The organism is Streptomyces sp. NPDC048389 (assembly GCF_040706335.1).
In the GTDB taxonomy this organism is placed as follows: domain Bacteria; phylum Actinomycetota; class Actinomycetes; order Streptomycetales; family Streptomycetaceae; genus Streptomyces.
In genome coordinates this window covers 97,561-114,751 of sequence record NZ_JBEZKP010000014.1, presented here as the reverse complement: position 1 = coordinate 114,751, position 17,191 = coordinate 97,561, and the positions used below count along the sequence as shown (strand labels likewise).

Annotated in this window: 13 protein-coding genes and 4 pseudogenes; 11 read left to right on the top strand and 6 right to left on the bottom strand. The window is 70.7% G+C overall.

Going from position 1 to position 17,191, the window contains the following annotated elements; genetic code table 11:
- The first annotated feature begins 136 nt into the window (after positions 1 to 136).
- From AB0903_RS13560 to AB0903_RS13540, 5 genes are all read left to right on the top strand, one after another.
- Positions 137 to 958, top strand: a complete 822-nt coding sequence (locus AB0903_RS13560) for a crotonase/enoyl-CoA hydratase family protein (protein ID WP_366702193.1) — start codon at positions 137 to 139, stop codon at positions 956 to 958.
- Between the two features lie 12 nt (positions 959 to 970).
- Positions 971 to 2,008, top strand: a complete 1,038-nt coding sequence (locus tag AB0903_RS13555) for an OB-fold domain-containing protein (protein WP_366702191.1) — start codon at positions 971 to 973, stop codon at positions 2,006 to 2,008.
- Complete coding sequence (locus AB0903_RS13550; protein ID WP_366702189.1) at positions 2,005 to 3,105, top strand: thiolase domain-containing protein; 1,101 nt, start codon at positions 2,005 to 2,007, stop codon at positions 3,103 to 3,105. The genes AB0903_RS13555 and AB0903_RS13550 overlap by 4 nt, the downstream gene beginning before the upstream one ends.
- Positions 3,095 to 4,261, top strand: a complete 1,167-nt coding sequence (locus AB0903_RS13545; RefSeq protein WP_366702187.1) for a thiolase domain-containing protein — start codon at positions 3,095 to 3,097, stop codon at positions 4,259 to 4,261. Before AB0903_RS13550 ends, AB0903_RS13545 begins: the two co-directional genes overlap by 11 nt.
- Before the next feature lie 119 nt (positions 4,262 to 4,380).
- Positions 4,381 to 4,641 (top strand): DUF397 domain-containing protein, encoded by a 261-nt coding sequence (locus tag AB0903_RS13540; RefSeq protein WP_366702185.1) that lies wholly within the window; start codon positions 4,381 to 4,383, stop codon positions 4,639 to 4,641.
- 62 nt (positions 4,642 to 4,703) lie between these two features.
- Here the strand turns inward: AB0903_RS13540 and AB0903_RS13535 are convergent, their stop codons facing one another.
- The gene (locus tag AB0903_RS13535; RefSeq protein WP_366702183.1) at positions 4,704 to 5,102 is read right to left on the bottom strand and encodes a hypothetical protein; all 399 of its coding nucleotides are present in this window, start codon (positions 5,100 to 5,102) and stop codon (positions 4,704 to 4,706) included.
- Positions 5,103 to 5,326: 224 nt separating this feature from the next.
- Here AB0903_RS13535 and AB0903_RS13530 point away from each other — a divergent pair, with 224 nt between their 5' ends.
- Positions 5,327 to 5,827 carry a hypothetical protein gene (locus AB0903_RS13530; RefSeq protein ID WP_366702181.1) on the top strand — a complete coding sequence of 167 codons (501 nt, stop codon included), beginning with the start codon at positions 5,327 to 5,329 and terminating at the stop codon, positions 5,825 to 5,827.
- Positions 5,828 to 6,032: 205 nt separating this feature from the next.
- Here the strand turns inward: AB0903_RS13530 and AB0903_RS13525 are convergent, their stop codons facing one another.
- The 3 genes from AB0903_RS13525 to AB0903_RS13515 form a co-directional block, all read right to left on the bottom strand.
- Positions 6,033 to 8,231, bottom strand: a complete 2,199-nt coding sequence (locus tag AB0903_RS13525; RefSeq protein WP_366702179.1) for a terpene synthase family protein — start codon at positions 8,229 to 8,231, stop codon at positions 6,033 to 6,035.
- Between the two features lie 195 nt (positions 8,232 to 8,426).
- Positions 8,427 to 8,603 carry a hypothetical protein gene (locus AB0903_RS13520; protein WP_366702177.1) on the bottom strand — a complete coding sequence of 59 codons (177 nt, stop codon included), beginning with the start codon at positions 8,601 to 8,603 and terminating at the stop codon, positions 8,427 to 8,429.
- A 156-nt stretch (positions 8,604 to 8,759) separates the two neighbouring features.
- Positions 8,760 to 9,878: an aminoglycoside phosphotransferase family protein gene (locus tag AB0903_RS13515; RefSeq protein WP_366702175.1), complete on the bottom strand. Its 1,119-nt coding sequence runs from the start codon at positions 9,876 to 9,878 to the stop codon at positions 8,760 to 8,762.
- 234 nt (positions 9,879 to 10,112) lie between these two features.
- Here AB0903_RS13515 and AB0903_RS13510 point away from each other — a divergent pair, with 234 nt between their 5' ends.
- A complete protein-coding gene (locus AB0903_RS13510; RefSeq protein WP_366702173.1) occupies positions 10,113 to 11,621 on the top strand; it encodes a hypothetical protein in 1,509 nt (502 codons plus the stop codon).
- A 259-nt stretch (positions 11,622 to 11,880) separates the two neighbouring features.
- Here AB0903_RS13510 and AB0903_RS13505 read toward each other — a convergent pair whose 3' ends face one another.
- Positions 11,881 to 13,305, bottom strand: a complete 1,425-nt coding sequence (locus AB0903_RS13505) for a SpoIIE family protein phosphatase (protein WP_366702233.1) — start codon at positions 13,303 to 13,305, stop codon at positions 11,881 to 11,883.
- Between the two features lie 1,013 nt (positions 13,306 to 14,318).
- On the opposite strand from AB0903_RS13505, the gene AB0903_RS13500 reads away from it, so the two are divergent.
- Both AB0903_RS13500 and AB0903_RS13495 read left to right on the top strand, forming a co-directional pair.
- Positions 14,319 to 14,540, top strand: coding sequence for a hypothetical protein (locus AB0903_RS13500; RefSeq protein ID WP_366702171.1), 222 nt, complete (start codon positions 14,319 to 14,321; stop codon positions 14,538 to 14,540).
- A 441-nt stretch (positions 14,541 to 14,981) separates the two neighbouring features.
- Positions 14,982 to 15,371 (top strand): annotated as a pseudogene (locus tag AB0903_RS13495) (phytanoyl-CoA dioxygenase); the annotation flags it as partial.
- A 94-nt stretch (positions 15,372 to 15,465) separates the two neighbouring features.
- Here AB0903_RS13495 and AB0903_RS13490 read toward each other — a convergent pair.
- Positions 15,466 to 15,710: pseudogene (locus AB0903_RS13490) on the bottom strand (hypothetical protein); the annotation flags it as partial.
- A gap of 321 nt (positions 15,711 to 16,031) precedes the next feature.
- On the opposite strand from AB0903_RS13490, the pseudogene AB0903_RS13485 reads away from it, so the two are divergent.
- Both AB0903_RS13485 and AB0903_RS13480 read left to right on the top strand, forming a co-directional pair.
- A pseudogene (locus tag AB0903_RS13485) lies at positions 16,032 to 16,334 on the top strand (Tat pathway signal sequence domain protein); the annotation flags it as partial.
- Positions 16,335 to 16,358: 24 nt separating this feature from the next.
- Positions 16,359 to 17,144, top strand: a pseudogene (locus AB0903_RS13480) (hypothetical protein); the annotation flags it as partial.
- Positions 17,145 to 17,191: the final 47 nt, after the last annotated feature.

Below are 17,191 nucleotides of genomic sequence, written 5' to 3'. Positions count from 1 at the left end.
TGGCGGTCATTAGAGCGCCGGTCGGCACAACTGGGAAGGGGTGCCGGGCAGGAAAACTGACTGTCTGTCAGAAAACTATTGAACTGGCCGCCCGGCTGCTGCAACCTGTTCCGGGTCTGGGACGGGAGGTTTCCCCATGGAACACCGCAGTGACCACCGCACGGGCACCGAGCACCTCGCCGTGACACGCGAGGGCGCGACCCTGATCCTCACCCTGAACCGCCCGGAGGCCAGGAACGCCCTCTCCATCGCCATGCTCGTCGGCCTGTACGACGCCTGGCTGGCGGCCGACGCGGACGACACCGTCCGCTCCGTCGTCCTCACCGGGGCGGGTGGCTCCTTCTGCGCCGGCATGGACCTCAAGGCTCTCGCGGGCGCCGGTATGGAGGGCGAGGGATACCGCGAGCGGATGAAGGCCGATCCCGATCTGCACTGGAAGGCCATGCTCCGCCACCACCGTCCCAGGAAGCCGGTCGTCGCCGCCGTCGAGGGCTACTGCGTCGCCGGCGGGACGGAGATCCTCCAGGGCACCGACATCCGGATCGCGGGCGAGAGCGCCACCTTCGGGCTGTTCGAGGTCCGCCGCGGCCTCTTCCCGATCGGCGGCTCGACCGTGCGCCTGCCGCGCCAGATCCCACGCACCCACGCCCTGGAGATGCTGCTCACCGGACGCCCCTACACCGCGGCCGAGGCCGAACGCATCGGTCTCGTCGGACGCGTCGTCCCCGACGGCACCGCCCTCGAAGCAGCGCTTGTTGTCGCGGAGCGGATCAACGCCTGCGGACCGCTCGCCGTCGAGGCGGTCAAGGCATCGGTGTACGAGACGGCGGAGATGACCGAGACCGACGGGCTCGCCGCGGAACTGGATCGGGGCTGGCCCGTCTTCGACACCGCCGACGCGAAGGAAGGCGCCCGAGCCTTCGCCGAGAAGCGCGCCCCCGTCTACCGGCGCATCTGAGGAGGAGAACCCATGCAGGAAGTGCTGCGAGCCCCGCTGGTCGTCGAGTTCCCCTTCACCCGCTCCCTCGGGCCCGTGCAGAGCGCCTTTCTGACCGGTCTGCGCGAGCGGACCGTACTCGGTGTGCGCACCGCCGACGGCAGGGTCCTCGTACCGCCCGTCGAGTACGACCCCGTCAACGCGGAGGAGATCCGCGACCTCGTCGAGGTGCATGCCACCGGCACCGTCACCACCTGGGCCTGGAACCCGCAGCCACGCCCGCAGCAGCCGCTCACCACGCCGTTCGCCTGGGTGCTCGTGCGGCTCGACGGCGCGGACACCTCCCTGCTCCACGTCCTCGACGCGCCCGGTCCCGGAGATGTGCGCACCGGGATGCGGGTACGGGTCCGCTGGGCGGCCGAGCGCACCGGCGCGATCACGGACATCGCCTGCTTCGAGCCGTACGAGTCCGAGCCCGTCACCGCGCCGCGGGCCCACAGCGGCAGCTTCCCAGGAACCGCTGCCAAACCCGTGACCGGAACCTCCGCCGGGTCCGCCGCCGAACCCGTGACCGGACCCGTGACCGGACCCGTGACCGGACCCGTGACCGGCATCGTCGCCCCGGCGAGGCTCGACTACACCTACACACCCGGCCGGGCCCAGAGCGTTCATCTGGCCGCGCTCGCCGAGCACCGGACCGTCGGCGAGCGCTGCCCGTCCTGCCGCAAGGTCTACGTCCCGCCCCGCGGCGCCTGTCCCACCTGCGGCGTCGCCACCGGCGAACAGGTCGAGGTCGGGCCGCGCGGCACGGTCACCACCTTCTGCATCGTCAACATCAAGGCCAGGAACGCCATGAACGACGACATCGAGGTGCCCTACGTCTACGCACACATCGCCCTGGACGGTGCCGGCCTCGCGCTCCACGGACGCATCGGCGGCATCCCGTACGACCGGGTGCGCCTGGGGCTGCGCGTCGAGCCGGTGTGGCGGGAGGGGGCGCTGCACCCCGACCACTACCGGCCCACCGGCGAACCGGACGCAGACTACGACACCTACAAGGAGCTGCTGTGACGCGCTACGACGCCCCGGACGGGAGCGCCGGCGGCACCCCGTACCGCAGGGACGTCGCCGTCGTCGCCTTCGCCCAGACCCGCCACCGGCGCCGCACGGACGACCTGTCCGAGGTGGAGATGCTCATGCCGGTGCTCCACCGGGTGCTGGGAGCGACCGGTCTGAGAACCGGAGACATCGGTTTCACCTGCTCCGGATCCAGCGACTACCTCGCGGGCCGGGCGTTCTCGTTCACCATGGCGCTCGACGGGGTCGGCGCCTGGCCCCCGATCAGCGAGTCACACGTCGAGACGGACGGGGCCTGGGCGCTGTACGAGGCGTGGGTGAAGCTGCTGACCGGCCAGGCCGACACCGCACTCGTCTACGCGTACGGCAAGTCGTCGCCCGGTGCGGTCCGCGACGTGCTCACCCGCCAGCTCGACCCGTACTACGCGGCACCGCTGTGGCCTGACTCTGTCGCCCTCGCCGCCCTCCAGGCGCAGGCGCTGATCGACGCGGGAGAGGCCGGGGAACCGCAGCTCGCCGCGGTCGCGGCCCGCAGCCGCCAGGACGCCTCGGCCAACCCGCACGCTCAGCTCCAGGGAGAGTTCCCGCGCGGCGAGTACCTCGTCCGGCCCTTGAGGGTCTCCGACTGCCCACCCATCGGCGACGGCGCGGCCGCCGTGATCCTGGCCGCCGGTGACCGGGCGCGCGAGCTGTGCGACCGGCCGGCCTGGATCCGCGGCATGGACCACCGCATCGAGGCGCACTCCCTCGGCGTGCGCGACCTCACCCGATCGCCCTCCACCCGGCTCGCCGCCGAGCGGGCCGGAGCTTTCGAACGCCCCGTCGACACGGCGGAGCTGCACGCCCCCTTCACCTCGCAGGAGCTCGTCCTGCGCCGCAGTCTCGACCTCGACGCCAGGGTGAGAGTCAACCCGTCCGGTGGAGCACTCGCCGCCAACCCGGTGATGGCCACCGGCCTCATCAGGATCGGCGAAGCCGCGGCCCGGATCCACCGCGGCGAGTCGGACCGGGCCCTCGCCCACGCCACCTCCGGCCCCTGCCTCCAGCAGAACCTCGTCGCCGTCCTCGAAGGAGAGGCCCATGCCTGCTGAGCCCGTGGCCGTCGTCGGCATCGGCCAGACGAAGCACGTCGCCGCCCGCCGGGACGTCTCCCTCGCCGGACTGGTCCGCGAGGCCGCCCGGCGGGCCCTCGACGACGCCCATCTGACCTGGGCCGACATCGACGCCGTCGTCATCGGCAAGGCCCCGGACTTCTTCGAGGGCGTGATGATGCCGGAGCTGTATCTGGCCGACGCCCTCGGCGCGGTCGGCAAACCCATGCTCCGCGTCCACACCGCGGGCTCCGTCGGCGGCTCCACCGCCCTCGTCGCCGCGAACCTGGTGGCGGCACGCGTGCACGCGACCGTGCTCACCCTGGCCTTCGAGAAGCAGTCCGAGTCCAACGCCATGTGGGGCCTGTCCCTGCCGGTCCCCTTCCAGCAGCCGCTGCTCGCCGGTGCCGGCGGCTTCTTCGCCCCGCACGTACGCGCCTACATGCGCCGCACCGGCGCGCCCGACACGGTCGGCTCCCTCGTCGCGTACAAGGACCGGCGCAACGCGCTGAAGAATCCGTACGCGCACCTCCACGAGCACGGCATCACCCTCGAGAAGGTGCAGGCGTCCCCCATGCTCTGGGACCCGATCCGCTACTCGGAGACCTGCCCCTCCTCCGACGGGGCGTGCGCGATGGTCCTCACCGGCCGGGCGGGCGCCGCCCGTTCGCCCCACCGGCCCGCATGGATGCACGGCGGGGCGATGCGCAGCGAACCGACCATGTTCGCGGGCAAGGACTTCGTGTCTCCGCAGGCGGGCAAGGACTGCGCCGCCGACGTCTACCGGCAGGCCGGTGTCACCGACCCGCGCCGCGAGATCGACGCGGTCGAGATGTATGTGCCGTTCTCCTGGTACGAGCCGATGTGGCTGGAGAACCTGGGCTTCGCCGCGGAGGGCGAGGGCTGGAAACTCACCGAGTCCGGCGCGACCGGACTCGACGGGGATCTGCCCGTGAATCCCTCCGGCGGGGTGCTCTCGACCAACCCCATCGGGGCGTCCGGCATGATCCGCTTCGCTGAGGCCGCGCTCCAGGTGCGCGGGCAGGCGGGCGAGCACCAGGTGGACGGAGCGCGCAGGGCACTCGGCCACGCCTACGGAGGCGGGGCGCAGTTCTTCTCCATGTGGCTGGTCGGTGCCGAGCCGCCCGTCACCTGACCGCCGCGCCACCGCCACATGCCGCCTGACCGCCACACCACCGTCACGTGCGGCACCCTGTCCGTGACCGGCTGTCGTCGCTACGCTGACCCGGGAGACGACGCGGGAGGAGCAGGGACGTGGCCGAGAGCACCACCACCACAACCACGCACACGTTTTCCGGATGGGACAGGCCGGACCGGAAGCCGGACCTCGACCTGAGCAACGCGGACTGGCGTTCGGGCACTCAGGGCACCGGCGACGTGCAGATCGCGTTCGTCGAAGGCTTCATCGCGATGCGCAACGGCGGCCGCCCGGAGAACCCGTCGCTGATCTTCACTCCTGCGGAGTGGCGCGCCTTCGTGCTGAACGCGCGTGACGGCGAGTTCGACCTCACCTGACGCGGCGCGCCCACCGGGGCCCGCCCCCTGCCCTCGGCGCGGTCGGGGGGCGGACGGCCCGCTCAGGCGGAGGTGGGCGTCATGTCCCGGCCGGGCCCCGCCGTGCCGTTGATCTTCTCGATGGCCTGCCGGGCGTGGTCCGCAGGGCTACGGGCGGTCAGTGAGGAGACCGACGTCGCCGGCGGCAGATGCTGACCGCCGGCGGGCGCAGCCGCCGGAGCCGTGGTGGTCGTCCCCGCCCCCGTCGTTGTCGTCGTCGGCCTCGCGTGGCCGGCGGAACGGCTGCGCAGCCGGTGACTGGCGGCCTCGTCGAGGCCCACCGGCCGCTGCATCTGAGCGGCCAGCCGACCGGCCTCCTGCCCGAGTGCGGCGACGTCCTCCCAGTGGAGGCGGACCACCAGTCGCAGTTCCGCCTCGCCGTCGGGCAGGGCTTGCAGGGGAGGAGTGGTGCGGTCGTTCATGGACTGATCCTCACGTCGGTACGGAAACTCGGCGGGACTCGGCGGGAACACTTCTCCTCACAGCTCGTCGTTCCACACGTGCCGCCTGCGCGGCCCGGTACGCGCGGGCATCCTTGCGTACAGGGATACGACGGCGGCGACGGCTGCGTTCAGGCGACGGCTGCGTTCAACAGGCGCCCGGCCCCGGCTCGGCCGAGGCCGCCCGTACCCGTACCATTGCGGTTATGTCCTTCCTCCGCCGCCGCAGCGCCGCCACACCCGCGGGCCCGGACTTCGACGTCCTGGCCATGGACCCGGGGGACTGGCCCGGAAATCTCGGCGCCGGACTGCTGCCCGCCCCGGACGGAAGCTGCCAGGGCGTCTTCCTGCGCTACGACCTTTTCGGCGGCCGGGGTCCCGCGATGATCATCGGTAACCTTCCGGAGGGCTCACCCGCCCGGAAGGTGGCGGAGGGGGAGATCCCCTTCGAGGTGGGCCAGCTGCTCGTCGCGCTGGAGAACGAGGAGCCCGTCCATGTCACCGGCGTCGAGGACACACCGGTCATGCAGGGGGACAATCTGCTGATCGTGCGCCGGCTGAAGCTCTCGGAAAGCCGTATCTCCTGCGTGCAGTTCGACCGCAGCGACAATGTGCTCGTCACGATCGCCAGCTGGGACCGGCCCATCACCGACGATCTCTACGCGCTGCTCAAGCCGCTGCCCGCGGAGCTGTTCCAGCAAGGCTGAGCCGCCCCTTCCGAAGTCCGATCCGCTGCCCGGGACGCCCCGGGCAGTTTAGTCGTGCTCCCTTTTGCTGTGGTCCTTGCCGAAACCTTCGCCGGACCACCGGCGCACGGGGCGGCGCGGCCCGACGCGCCATGGGCACGACCGGGCCGCGCGGGCCCCGGTCGTCCTGGCCCCCGCAGCGTGAGCGCGTCGCCGGCAGGGCGAGTTACACCCTCACCGCCGACCGCTGAGCCGGCAGCGACAGCCGGGCCGCCGACGTGCCGAGCCCCGTCGGCGCGCCCAGCCGCCACGGCGACGCACCGCCCCGCAGATCCTCCTCCTTGTAACGCCGCACCTTCCGATGCCAGTTGAGGATGCCCGCCAGCCAGTCCTCGAGCTCCCTCACATAGGAGTCGAGGGCCGCCCTCCCCTTGTCGTCCAGTGCGAACTCCTCGCACACCACCGGCAGCCCGTGCTCCTTGCTGTGCAGGAACTGCTCCAGCCGGGACCGCATGAGAGCGTCCGTCATCGCGGCGGCCGTGCCACGGTCGCAGTCGAAGAAGGTCTGCACCACCAGCACCATGTTGTGGATCTCACCCTCGTACTCGATCTCCTTCTGGTAGGAGAAGAGGTCGTTGAGGAGGCAGGCGTAGTCCATGGCCGCGTTCTCCATGCCCCTCACGGGCCCGCTCGCGTACAGCTCGGGCGGCAGTTCGCCCTCGTGCCGCAGACGGCACAGACTCATGGTCATGTCCGAGCCGAAGGTGAACCGGCGCATCTCGATGTAGTCGACCGGGTCGGGCACCCGGTGCTGCGCCTGGTTGTGCAGTTCCCACAGCCAGCTGTCCAGCATCACGTCGACCGCGTTCCGCAGCGACTGCCTCGCCTGTGGGGACATCGGCCCGGCGGTACGCGCCCACAGATCCGCCAGGCTGCGTTCCAAGGGAGAGAGCGCGAGGGCGGCGCCGGCGGCCGGTTCCTCCACCGGCATACAGGACTTGAGCCGTTCGTTGCTGAGCCGGGCGCCTTCAAGGTCACGGGACCGTCCGAAGACCACGGGGTAGTAGTCGTCGCCGTACGTCCCCCAGGTCAGCCACTCGGCGCTGAGTTCCAGTTCCTCCGGTGTGGCGTCCGGGTCGAGACCCGCGGAGCACAGCGCGAGGTCGAAGCCGGTCAGCTTCGCCTCGTCCCAGACGTCCTGCAGCAGACCCATCCGGCCCGCCCAGGCGATGGACGCGGCACGCGCATGCTCCAGATGAGGGCTGAGCGTGAGCGGGAACGGCAGATCGAACTCCGGCAGCCACGAAGGCCCCACCTGCTGCGGCCGGTGGGTCAGTGTCCGCAGCCGTGCCGCGGCGGGACGGCCGAACAGCGTCCGGATGTCCAGCGCAGACGTGCCCAGTACCCCGTCGAAAAGCGAACGCCCGCTCTCCACGCCCTCGTTCATGTAGCGGCTCGAGCGCATGTGCCACTCGTGACCGCCGGACTGCCAGTCCTGCAGTCCCTTGGTGTAGGCGGCGATCGCCGCGCAGTCCGCCGGGGAGAGACCCTCGTGGACGCACAGGGCGGGCACCTCGGTGAGCGCGGTGTTCTCGAACTGCTGGACCCGTGAGGTCAGCAGGTCGTTCACCGTCTCCGCCGCCTCCTGAGTACCGCAGCCGAGGAACCGCTCCAGCACCAGCACGCCGTTGCTGTTCTCGCCCTCGTCCTCGACCTCGCGCTGGTACGAGAAGAGGTCGTTGCGCAGATGCACCGCGTCGGAGAAGGAGTCGCGCAGCACCCGCAGCGGACGGGAATCGGCGACCGCCTCGGGGACCTCGGCGCGCGCCGCGTACTCGACCAGACCGGCGGACCAGGGAGCGCCGCCGACCTTCCGGCGCATCTCGATGTACTCCAACGGATTGGCGACCCGGCCGGCGTCGATGTTGACGAGCTCCCACATCGACTCGTTGAGCAGATGTTCCGTGGCCTCGGCGAACCGGGCCCGCCACGCTGTGGACATGCTCGGCACCGTGCGCTGCCACAGGTCGGCGAGCCCGGCCTCGACCGGGTTCGTCGGCTCCGGCGTGCCCTGCGACAGGTCCATCGGCATGAAGGCCGGCAGCCGGTCCAGATACTCCTTGCCGCCCGCCAGGTCCTGGCTTCGCTTGTAGACCTCCAGGAAGTGGTCGTCGAAGAAGAAGACCCACACGTACCAGTCGGTGACGAGGCCGAGGGCCTCGGCATCGCAGTCGGGGTGGGTGTACGCGCACAGCAGGGCGTAGTCGTGTGCGTCGAGGTCGCTCTCCTCCCAGATGCCGGACCCCTCCAGCATCCCCATCCGGCGTGCCCACGTCTTGGTGTGCCGTTGTGCCTCCTCGACATGCGGGTTGAGGCGGGCCGGATACGGAACATAGAAGTCCGGCAGTACGAAGGGCTGTGCCATGTGCGCAAGGGCCTTTCGGAAGCAGCCGCGCACAAGGCGCGGACCGGTCATGACGGCCCAGCCCTACCCTTCGCCCGTACGGCCCACGCATTCCGGCGATTAGTCGGACAATAGGTCAGGTTGGGTGGGGCGCCATCCGACCTCACAGCAGATGGCGCCCCGCGGTCTGCCCGAGCACTCGCACGTCGGCCTCCTTCACAAAGGCCGCCGGCGCCCGAACCGGATCTCGTAGCACCTCTCCTCACCCCGCACCACCCGGTGGCCCGCGGTGTCGAACGTGGTCGCGTACAGATACTCGCCGGGCACCCGGTCACCGACCACGTTTCTCTGCCCGGCGATCAGCTTGTACGACAGCGGCGACGGAACCTGCACGGGAACGCCCGTCGGACAGGCCGACGCCTCCGGATACGCCCTTCCGTACACGCCTGTCCGTTCGGACCGGCCGTTTCGCGGCCCAGAACACGGTGCGCTGCGCGCCCGGTGTGTCGGCACCGGGCGCGCAGCGCACTTCCCCCTCTGCGGCGGTGGTCAGCGCGTGCCGACCGCCGCACGCACGGCCCTGCGGGCCATCGCGCAGTCGTCGTGCAGCCGCCGCAGCAGCAGCCGCTGCTCCTCCCCGGCCGTCGGACCGGGCTGCGCCTGGCCGGCCGGGACCGGCGGTGCCTCGCGCATGGTGCGCTGCACCGCCGTCTCGTAGGTACGGATCTCCCGCGTCAGCACCAGCATCAGGTTCACCAGGAACGCGTCTCGTGCCGCGGTGCCCGACTGCTGCGCGAGCTGGCTGATCTGACGGCGCGCCGCGGGGGCATCACCCAGCACCGCCCACAGCGTCGCCAGGTCGTACCCGGGCAGATACCAGCCGGCGTGCTCCCAGTCGACCAGCACCGGACCGGTCGGCGACAGGAGGATGTTGGAAAGCAGGGCATCGCCGTGACAGAACTGCCCCATCCCCTGCCTGCCCCCGGCCTGGGCCAGACCGCGCAGCAGCTTCTGCAGGTCCCCCAGGTCCCGGTCGGTGAACAGCCCCAGCTCGTGGTGGCGCGAGATGCGCGACCCGTAGTCCAGTGGCGTGTCGAACATCCCGGCCGGCGGGCGCCAGCTGTTCAGCCGCGCGACCGCGCCCAGCACGGCGCGCACGTCCGCACGCGGCGGGGCCTCCACGGGGTGGCGGGTCAGCGCCGCCGGCCGCCCCGGCATCCGCTCGATCACCAGGGTGCAGTTCTCCGGGTCGGCGGCGATCAGCCGTGGGGCCCGCACCGGCGGCCGGTGGCGCACGAAGGCGCGGTACGAAGCTATTTCGTGCCGCAGTCGCTCGGCCCATGCCGGCGAGTGGTCCAGTAAGCACTTGGCGACCGCCGTGGTACGCCCCGTCGTTCCGACGATCAGTACGGACCGTCCGCTGCGGCGCAGCACCTGCACGGGATTGAACTCCGGACAGATCCGGTGCACCGACGCGACGGCCTTGCGCAGCTGCGCGCCCTGAGGGCCGGACAGGTCGATTCTCCCGCTGAGAGGGCGGCCGGTGGTACCGGCCTGCCTGCGGGCACGGCCGGCGGCGGGCTCGGAATACGGTCCGGTGCCGGCGGTGAAGGCGCTGCGCTGCTGGAGCCGGGGCGGGGCGGACACGGAGGACGATGCTGTGTACATGGGAGATACAGATCCCTTCGTGTGCCGACAGTGGCGTGCGCGCCCCGCCCCATATGCCAGGGACAACACCCTGGGGAATGTGCCCCGGCAGCCGGGGCGGGGTGGCGCTTTCCTACCTGACACCGGGGCGCGGGTGGCACACCATCTGGCGAACCCTGGCGAACCCTGGCGAATACTCGCCCGCCCCATGACAGCGGGTTACTGTCAACTCAGCCGAGAACCTGGGGGCTTGACGTGAGCAGAGAACCCAACGCCCGCCTGTGCGACCTGTTCGGCCTGACCGGCTGGTCCAAGGGCGAGCTCGCAAGACTTGTGAACCGGCAGGCGGCCGCCATGGGCCATCCGCAGCTGGCGACCGATACTTCGCGGGTCCGGCGCTGGATCGACATGGGGGAGACCCCGCGCGATCCCGTGCCCAAGGTGCTGGCAGCTCTGTTCACCGAGCGACTCGGTCGTGTCGTGACCATCGAGGACCTCGGGTTCGCACGAAGCGGGCGAGTGGGTAAGCGGCGGGACGTCCAGGGCACCGACAACCCTGACGGTCTGCCCTGGGCGCCCGACCGTACGGCGGCGGTCCTCACCGAATTCACGGGAATGGACCTCATGCTCAACCGACGCGGCCTGGTGGGCGCCGGCGCGGCACTTGCCGCGGGCTCCGCACTCAGCAGCGCCATGCACGACTGGCTCAAGACCGATCCGGCGGCCTCCCGGGGCGCCGCACACACCTCCGACGTCCTTCACGCCGACCCCGCCGGGTACGACCGGTACGAGGCCGCCCCGATCGGGTCGCAGGAGATCGAGGCCCTGGAGCGTTCCGTCGAGGTGTTCCGCGCCTGGGACGCCGCCCGCGGCGGCGGCCTGCAGCGCAAGGCGGTGGTCGGACAGCTCAACGAGGTGGGCGGCATGCTCGCCTATCACCACCCCGACCATCTCCAGCGGCGCCTGTGGGGCGTCGCCGCCAACCTGGCGGTGCTGGCGGGCTGGATGTCCCACGACGTCGGCCTCGAACCCACCGCCCAGAAGTACTTCGTGATCGCCGCCCACGCGGCCCGCGAGGGCGGCGACCGCCCCCGCGCCGGTGAGGCCCTGTCCCGTGCCGCGCGCCAGATGGTCCATCTGGGCCGTCCCGACGACGCGCTCGATTTGATGAAGCTCGCCAAGTCCGGCTCCGGGGAGCAGACCCTGCCGCGCACCCGCGCGATGCTGCACACCATCGAGGCATGGGCGCAGGCGTCCATGGGCAAGGGACAGGCGATGCGCCGCACCCTCGGAGAGGCCGAGGAGCTGTTCGTCTCCGACAAGGGCGACGTACCGCCGCCCAGTTGGATGCAGATGTTCGACGAGGCCGACCTCCACGGCATGCAGGCACTGGCGTACCGCACCCTCGCCGAGCACGACCCCTCGGCGGCGGGCATCGCGCAGAAGCATGCCAAGCAGGCCCTGCAGTTGCGGGAAGGCGGTCGGCAGCGCTCGAAGATCTTCGACTACATCTCGCTCGCCTCTGCCTGCTTCATCGCGGACGACCCCGAGCAGGCCGACCGCTACGCCCGGCTCGCACTGGTGTCGATGGGGGAGACCTCCTCGCACCGCACATGGGACAGGCTGCGCGAGATGTACCGCCTGACCGGGCAGTACTCGGGATACTCGAAGATCGAGGACCTGCGGGAGGAGATCGAGATCGCGCTGCCGGGCACCGGTCCCGCGGCGAAGTCCTCGGCGAAGCCGCGGAGTACGGGGATCTAGCGCCCCTCCCGGCAAGCTCAGTCCCGTCGCACCGCCCCGCACGTACTCCCGTGGCCCTTCGGGCAGGGGAGATGCCCCCAAGGCTGCGTCGGCCGTACGCCCCGGTAGCTCCGCTGCACGGACTTCCGGCCGCCTGACGATCGCACGCACTGGACGCCGCCCACCGGCCGGACCTCGCCGGTCGCGACACTGATCGACGCTCCGCGATGATCCCGCCCCCGGCCAGGGGTTGGGCATCCGGCCGCCGCGGCGGCACGCCTCAGGCGACGACCCTGGCCACGATCACACAGGCGTCGCCCTCACGCTCCTGCTCACCGAACTCCTCGACGATCGCGCGGACGCATTCCTGAGCGTTCTCGGCCCGGGCGAACCGCGCTGCCATCGCCGTCAGCCGGTCCGCGTCGGCCTGTGACGCAGCGTTCCTGCGGGTCAGAGCGTCGGTGTGCAGCACCAGCAGGTCGCCCGGCCGGAGGGCGACTTCGGCCTGCCCGTACACCGCCCCGGCGGTCGCACCGAGCAGTACACCGTCCGGCGCCGCCAGTGCCTGCCCCGACCCGTCACGGAACAGCAGTGGAGCGGGGTGTCCCGCCCGGGACCACGAGAGGGTCCTGGTGCCAGGGTCGTAGCTGCAGCACACCGCGGTCCCGAGGGCCGGCTGTGCGGAGGTGTCCAGTAGGTGGTTGAGGTGCGTCATCAGCGGTCCCGGCCGGATGCCCGCCACCGCCATGCCCCGCAGCGCTCCCAGCAGCATCGCCATGGAGGATGCGGCACTCACGCCATGACCGGTCAGCTCGCCGACGCTCAGGAGCGTCTCTCCGGTCGGCAGCGGCAGGGTGTCGTACCAGTCGCCGCCGGCGAGCGCGCCGGTCGAGGAGGGGAGGCAGCGCGCCGCGACATCCAGCGACGTGGTGCCGGGGACGGGGAAGCCGCTGCGCCGAGGCAGTACGGCCTCCTGCATCTCGGCGGCCAGGCGGCGTTCCGTCTGCTCCATGTGTTGCTGCCGCCGCAGCCAGTCACGGGTCTCCCGCACGGCCCGCTGGCTGCGGCGCAGTTCGCTGACGTCCCGCAGTACGGCCCACATCGACGCGGTGCACCCGTCCGGGTCGAGCACCGGCTCACCCATCATGTGCACGGTGCGTACCCGGCCGTCGGGCAGTACGAGACGGAACTCGCCGTCGATGGGCCGGCCGTCGACGAGGCAGTCGGTCACCATCGCGGTCAGCAGCGGCTGGTCCTCGGCGAACACGACGGACGGCAACTCGTCCAGCGACATGGGGCCGTTGCGGGGATCGCGCCCGAGAATCCGGTACAGCTCGTCGGACCAGCTCACTTCGTCGGTGAGAAGGTTCCACTCGGCGCTGCCGACCCGGCTGAGCAGCGTGCCGGCGCCGGGCGTGCCGTGCGTCTCGTACTCGGCGAGTTCACGGGCGAGTTCGTCGGCGGCCCGCTCTGGAAGCCCTTCCTTGAGCTGCCCCAAGTGCGCCCCCAGATCATCGAGATGATGGAGCGCCAGGTCGCACAGGGCGCGCTGCCAGCGGCCGCGGGGATCGTCCTGAGCCGAGGCGCTGTCGGGGCGCACCGCGTCGACGTCTCCGCGGAGTCTGCGCGTTCGCGAGATCAGCGCATCGACGGTTCCGCGCTCGGGCGGCTGAGCGGTACGGTCCGCGAACAGATGGGACGGCATGTCGTACTCCGATGCAAACGCGGCCACGGCCAGGGTCTGGGACAGGGACCGGATACGACTGTTGCACAGCCGGCAGGGGGCCGTAAGCCATTTGGCGACACTCGATCCGGTGGTGCCTCTGGCATGTGCCACAGGCGCCCGGTTCCAGGGCGGACGGCCGTTGTCAGTGGTGGGCGGCAGTATGTTCGACATGACGACTTCACCTGCCGCTACTGCCGCGCCCGCCGCCGTGGTCGCCGACTCCGCCGCGTACGAGGCGGCCGTCGAGACCGCGACCCGTGCGCCTCCGCGTACTACGCGAACGGCGAGAGCCCCCTGGACGACGACGCGTACGCCCGCCTGGTGCGCGACTTCGCCGACCTGTTCGGCCTACCCGTGAGCAGCTCCTCGGGCTGGACCGGATGGGCGAGACCAGTTGTGACTACAGATTCTTGTTGTCGCAAACCAGAGCCGGTTGGCACCGGTTGAACGCAAGGAGGCATCCGGCGGAACTCTGGGCTGGTGAGGCTGCAACCGTGGACCGGGCGTTGGCGTAGTCGCTGCCGAGCGGGCGAAAGGCAGTGATGTCAATCCCCTCGAACTGTGGAGTCCTTCCTGTGCAGCCAGCCCCATGGTGAGCTGGCCCAGTGCTCGTTCTCGTAGTCGATCGGGCTCTTGAACCCGCACACGCTGTGTAGTCGGCGGGTGTTGTAGAAGTCGGTGATCCAGGTGGCAATGCGGATCCGGGCCTCGGTGCAGGTGCGGAAGGTGAGGTTCCCCTCGTAGCGTGGAGTCTGTGACAGCAGGGGATGTCGGTTGTCACGGCGGAGAGGCGTCGGAAGTCCACGCGGGAGTTCGTGAGGGGGCGGCACGCGTCGTGGCGGAGAGCGGGAAGCCGGACCCCGAGTTCGCGGAGGACCTGGGGAACTGCGAGACGACGCCGACGAGCCGGGTCTCGGCTGCGAAGCGGCCGGGAAGGCGACGCTGAGGATCAGGGCGCGTGTATCGTCCGGCTGGCGGCGGAGAACGCGGCGTTGAAGAAGATGAACAAGGAGCTGGGGACGGAGCGCGATGTCCTCGGACGCCGCATGGTCCTGAGGGTGACGAAGTTGCGGCGGACCCGGCCGCCGTGGCCGGAGCGATCAGCGACAACAGGACCGGGCAGGGAATGCCTGCTTGCCGAGCACACCGCCTGCCCGCCCGAGAAGCGGCCCCTGGCCGAACTCGCGGTGGCAGCACCGGAGGGCCTTCAGTGAGCAGGTCGCCGCCGCCGGGCGCAGCGTCCTGGACAAGCTGGAGCGCTGCCGCGCCTGCGAGCTGCCCTTCGAACGCTTCCTGGAACTGCTGCCCCTGCGCCCACACCACCACTTGTGCTTGCTGTGGTCACAGAAGGAGCCGTTGTCCCATACAACGGTGGTGACCTTGTTGGTGCGGCGGCGTGACCGAGAGCCTCGAAGTACTTCAGCATCTCGCCACGTTCCACTGCACCGGGGCCGTGGTCGTAGCCGAGCAGGCCGTACTCGCCGAGGACGTCGGTGATGACCGCGACTGCCGACGGCGCCTGCGGCTGCGGCAGGTGCTCCGTTATCCGTGCTCGATCTCGGGGGAACCGTGTGCCCCGCGCACCGCCCGGGGCGAAGCCCCGAGTTCCGCCGGGCCCACGCGCCAGAAGCGGCGCGCTCCCTACCGTGGTGGACATGACGACAAACGGAGAGCACCTGCTCAGCTCGGTGCAGATGGCGCGCTTCGTCGCCCACGGCTCGCTGCGTATGGACGCCGTGGTGCCCGCGGAGATGAACGCCGAGGCGATGGAGGTCTTCGCGGCCGGCATTCCGCCGCTGCCCTACGGCACGCCGGTCCCCGAGGCGTATCCCGAGGGATCCTTCATGCGACGCCTCGTCAAAATGCCCGAGGTCGCAGGCGCGCTGCGCAGTCTCGTCGGACCCGAACCGACCATCGACCACCACTTCGTGCACGTCCGGGAGCCGCACGAGGGCGCGGCACAGCCGCTGCACGGGGACGCGATCATCGACGTACGGACCGACGCGTTCGACGTGCAGCTCATGTACTACCCGCAGGATGTGACGCTGGACGGACCTCGGCCATCGGCGGGGCACGAGCCGGATGCGAAGCCGGCGCGCCTCACGAGGCATACGAGATTCTGTGCTCCCGGGCCGCGCACGTCGCGTCGAGACCGATGGCATGTCGGAAGACGGTGGCCGGGCCCATCCAGTCCACGCCGTGCAGGGACTCCTGGCCGGTGCCGAACGCGTCGAAGCCGAGCCGTCGCACCGCGGGCGCGAACGGGTGCAGGAATCCGGCCCTGTCGTCGAGGGTGAGCGGGACAGGAGGTCGTCGTCGATGCGCTTTGCGACAGGCAGATCCGGACAGGGGTAGCGGTGCGCCCGGCAGGCGTGCGGACACATGGGATCCCTTGAGATGGATCGACGGACTGTTCGAAGCGCTTCGACACTGTTCGGCTCGCAGTCGGGTGCGCGGGAGCCTGCCATCGCTACATCGGGAACAGAGGTCTGGAGAGCCTCCCCTCCTATGTTTCGGAGGAATCTTGGAAGCGACCCTTGTGCGCCCAGGAGTGTTCACTTAATGTCACAGCAACATTGAAGCGCTTCGACTGTGCATCTCCCCGTAATGGTCGGATGTCTGCTTCAGCTCGGCCAGTTCTACTCACGACACCGCAGCCGACGGCCCACCGCCGGGTGTCCAGGTGCGCCATGAAGGGTTGACGCATGACGCCGAATGCCGCCTCCTCCGGACCGAGCCGGAGAAGCTCCCTCGCCTCCACGACGGTCGCCACCGCAGTGGTGGCCGGGGGAATGCCCCTGCTCACCGCCTGCGGCGGTTCGGACGGTAAGTCGCGAGAGGGCGCCACGTCGGGCAAGGCCGCCGACAGGTTGCTCCCGACATACGTGGCCGGCACGGTCGCCAAGCCGGACATTCCGCCGAAGAACGGTTCGTCGGCCGGCTGCACCGGCGAGTTCGAGCTCACGGCCCTTGTCGCATCGGTCCCGGAGAAGCTCGGCACCGGGGCTTCCGTCAGACGACCGCGGCGGCGGCTGTCCCACCCTTCGGTGCGAGGACTCGCCTACGCCCGGACCGACATCGGGGGTGCCCACCGCCGGGACGACAGGGCCGACCGCTTGGTCCCGCGGACCGACCACCTCGGACGGGACGGCTGGAACCTCCTCGTCGCCGCAGGCCGCAGCGTCTACGCCGGCTGGGGCGACACCGACGGCACCGCCGACACCCCCGACCTGCACCGCACGTCCGACGGAAAGACCGGGGAGCCGGTCCCCGGGCGGCCCACCGGCACCGCCGCCAAGGCGCCCATCCGAGCCGCGTACGACCGCCTCACCCGCGAGCTGTACGTGACGTACGCCAACGCCCCCGGCCCCAACGGCCGGTCCGACGGCAGCGTGCACAAGCTGCGTACGGCGAAAGGGAAGTGGACCGAGGCCACCTCGGTGCAGCCGGGTGGCACCGCGGCGGACGGGTCCACCGACGCCTTCGGCTACGGCGGTGTCGCCGTCGACGCCTGTCGGCCCGGGACCCTCGTCGTGTCCACCGACAACCGCTGGGCCGATACCGACACCGTCTTCCGTTCCACCGACGGCGGCCGCACCTGGAAGTCGCTGAAGGGCGAAGCCGTCCTCGACGTTTCCGAGACGCCTTACCTCAAGTGGGGTAACGACAAGCCCGAGTTCGGCTGGTGGATCCGGGCCGTCGGCCTCGATCCGTTCGACTCCGAGCACGTCCTCCACGGCACCGCCGCGACCCCGTACGGCACGCGCGACCTCAAGCGCTGGGCACCGCAGATCCGCGGGCTGGAGGAGGCGTCAGTGGTGGCGACGCGGATCAACGACGACCAGCACCGGTGGGGCTGGACCGG

Excerpts from the sequence above, each read along its gene's own strand:
- AB0903_RS13560 (WP_366702193.1), top strand. The coding sequence starts at position 137 with ATGGAACACCGCAGTGACCACCGCACGGGCACCGAGCACCTCGCCGTG.
- AB0903_RS13545 (WP_366702187.1), top strand. The coding sequence starts at position 3,095 with ATGCCTGCTGAGCCCGTGGCCGTCGTCGGCATCGGCCAGACGAAGCAC.
- AB0903_RS13555 (WP_366702191.1), top strand. The coding sequence starts at position 971 with ATGCAGGAAGTGCTGCGAGCCCCGCTGGTCGTCGAGTTCCCCTTCACC.
- AB0903_RS13530 (WP_366702181.1), top strand. The coding sequence starts at position 5,327 with ATGTCCTTCCTCCGCCGCCGCAGCGCCGCCACACCCGCGGGCCCGGAC.
- AB0903_RS13515 (WP_366702175.1), bottom strand. The coding sequence starts at position 9,878 with ATGTACACAGCATCGTCCTCCGTGTCCGCCCCGCCCCGGCTCCAGCAG.
- AB0903_RS13505 (WP_366702233.1), bottom strand. The coding sequence starts at position 13,305 with ATGCCGTCCCATCTGTTCGCGGACCGTACCGCTCAGCCGCCCGAGCGC.
- AB0903_RS13525 (WP_366702179.1), bottom strand. The coding sequence starts at position 8,231 with ATGGCACAGCCCTTCGTACTGCCGGACTTCTATGTTCCGTATCCGGCC.
- AB0903_RS13535 (WP_366702183.1), bottom strand. The coding sequence starts at position 5,102 with ATGAACGACCGCACCACTCCTCCCCTGCAAGCCCTGCCCGACGGCGAG.